Source organism: Allostella sp. (genome assembly GCF_041913585.1).
Lineage (GTDB): Bacteria > Pseudomonadota > Alphaproteobacteria > ATCC43930 > Allostellaceae > Allostella.
In genome coordinates, this window is the sequence record NZ_JAYSFE010000223.1 from 2,063 (window position 1) to 3,909 (window position 1,847).

At 75.5% G+C, this 1,847-nt stretch carries 3 protein-coding genes; 2 read left to right on the top strand and 1 reads right to left on the bottom strand.

Annotated features, from left to right (window positions below; all coding sequences use genetic code 11):
* Positions 1-98: 98 nt before the first annotated feature.
* A complete protein-coding gene (locus ACE3Q3_RS23290) occupies positions 99-866 on the top strand; it encodes an SDR family NAD(P)-dependent oxidoreductase (protein ID WP_374450073.1) in 768 nt (255 codons plus the stop codon).
* A gap of 11 nt (positions 867-877) precedes the next feature.
* Positions 878-1,594: a gamma-glutamylcyclotransferase gene (locus ACE3Q3_RS23295; RefSeq protein WP_374450076.1), complete on the top strand. Its 717-nt coding sequence runs from the start codon at positions 878-880 to the stop codon at positions 1,592-1,594.
* Here ACE3Q3_RS23295 and ACE3Q3_RS23300 read toward each other — a convergent pair.
* Positions 1,591-1,847: molybdopterin dinucleotide binding domain-containing protein (locus ACE3Q3_RS23300; RefSeq protein ID WP_374450078.1), on the bottom strand; the 257-nt coding region annotated here is incomplete at its 5' end. The genes ACE3Q3_RS23295 and ACE3Q3_RS23300 overlap by 4 nt on opposite strands.

Below are 1,847 nucleotides of genomic sequence, written 5' to 3' on the forward strand. Positions count from 1 at the left end.
GATCGACCAGCCGGCGATCGACCAGCCGGCGATTGACCAGCCGGGTGCCGGAATGGTCGGATCGGCAGCCGTTCCGCTTCGCCGCCCCGGAGACCGAGATGCCCATCCCCCGCCCCCTCGACGGCCGTGTCGTCCTCCTGACCGGCGCCGGCGGCGACATCGGCCGCGCCATGGCGGCGGCCTTCGCCTTCGCCGGGGCGAAGCTCGCCGCCGCCGACATCGATGCCGAACGGGCCGAACGGGCGGCCGCGATCGCGCGCGAGGCGGGCGGCGAGGCGATCGCGCTGGCGCTCGACGTCACCCGGTCGGACTCCTGCGCCGAGGCCGTCGCGGCGGCGGTGCGCGTCTTCGGCGCGCTGTCGGTCCTCGTCAACAACGCCGCCGCCTTCACCGTGCGCGGCACCGTCGTCGACCTGCCGGAGGAGGAATGGCACCGCCAGATGGCGGTCAACCTGACCGGCCCCTTCCTGATGAGCAAGCACGCGATCCCGGCGATCCGGGACACGGGCGGCGGCGTCGTCGTCAACATCGCCTCGCAGCTCGGCCATGTCGGCCAGGAGGGGCTGGCCGCCTATGCCGCCGCCAAGGCCGCGATCCACAACCTGACGCGCGTCATGGCGATCGACCACGCCAAGGACAACATCCGCGTCGTCAGCCTGTCGCCCGGCGCGATCGAGGGCGCGCGGGTGCGCTCGCGCTTCCCGGACGACGCGGCGATGCACGCCTACAACGACCGCCGCCACGTCCTCGGCCGCATGGGCCGCCCGGACGAGATCGCGTCGGCCGCCGTCTTCCTGGCGAGCGACGCCGCCAGCTTCGTCACCGGCGCCGACCTGCTGGTCGACGGCGGCTATACGGCGTGGTAGGCGGCGCCCCCATGAGCGACCGGCCGACCGACCGCCACCTGCTGACCCGCGAGCTGATCGCGGCGGGCGGCGTCGCCGCCATCGTCGCCCGCGACGCGCCGGACCTGCGCCTGCTGACCGAGGCGGAGCGGGCGGCGTCGCTCCGCGCCACGCTGGCCGCCCGGCCGCCGGGCGACGTCTGGCTCTTCGGCTACGGCTCGCTGATCTGGAACCCGACCATCCACAGCGTCGAGCGGCGCCCGGCCCGGATCGAGGGCTGGCACCGCGCCTTCTGCCTGACGGTCCGGGCCGGCCGCGGCACGGCGGAGAACCCGGGGCTGATGCTCGGCCTCGACGCCGGCGGCGACTGCACCGGCGTCGCCTTCCGCATCGCCGAGGAGGCGCTGGAGGCGGAGCTCGCCCTGCTGTGGCGGCGCGAGATGGTGGCCGGCAGCTACGTGCCGCGCTGGGTCGACGCGCTCGACGCGGCGGGCCGGCGGTTCGGCAGCGCCATCGCCTTCACCATCGACGCCGCGGGCGAGCAATATGCCGGCGGGCTGGCGCGGGAGATCGTCGTCGAGCGGCTGGCGACCGCCTCGGGCGCGCTCGGCAGTGCCGCCGAATACCTCTTCCAGACCCGCGACGGCCTGCGCGCCCACGGCATCCCGGATCCCGAGCTGGAACGGCTGGCCGCCGCCGTCGAGGCCGCTCAGGCGCTGGCGGCCGAGGACGGCACGACGGCCGACTAGGCGCCCTCGATCGCCGGCGGGTCGAAGATGCCGACGGGCGGCGCCGGGCCCTGCCAGCGTTCGACCTCGACGAGGCAGGTCATGGCGACCGGCGCCTGGGCCAGCTTCGAGGAGGGCTTGTCGAGGGTCAGCACGTTGGGGTTGCCGTGGCGGTCGAGCGTGCCGGCCCGGCCGGGCTCGGCCGGGTCGTACCAGGAGCCGGTGGGGAGCTGGACGACCCGCGGCATCACCCGGTCGGTCACCACGGCGCCGG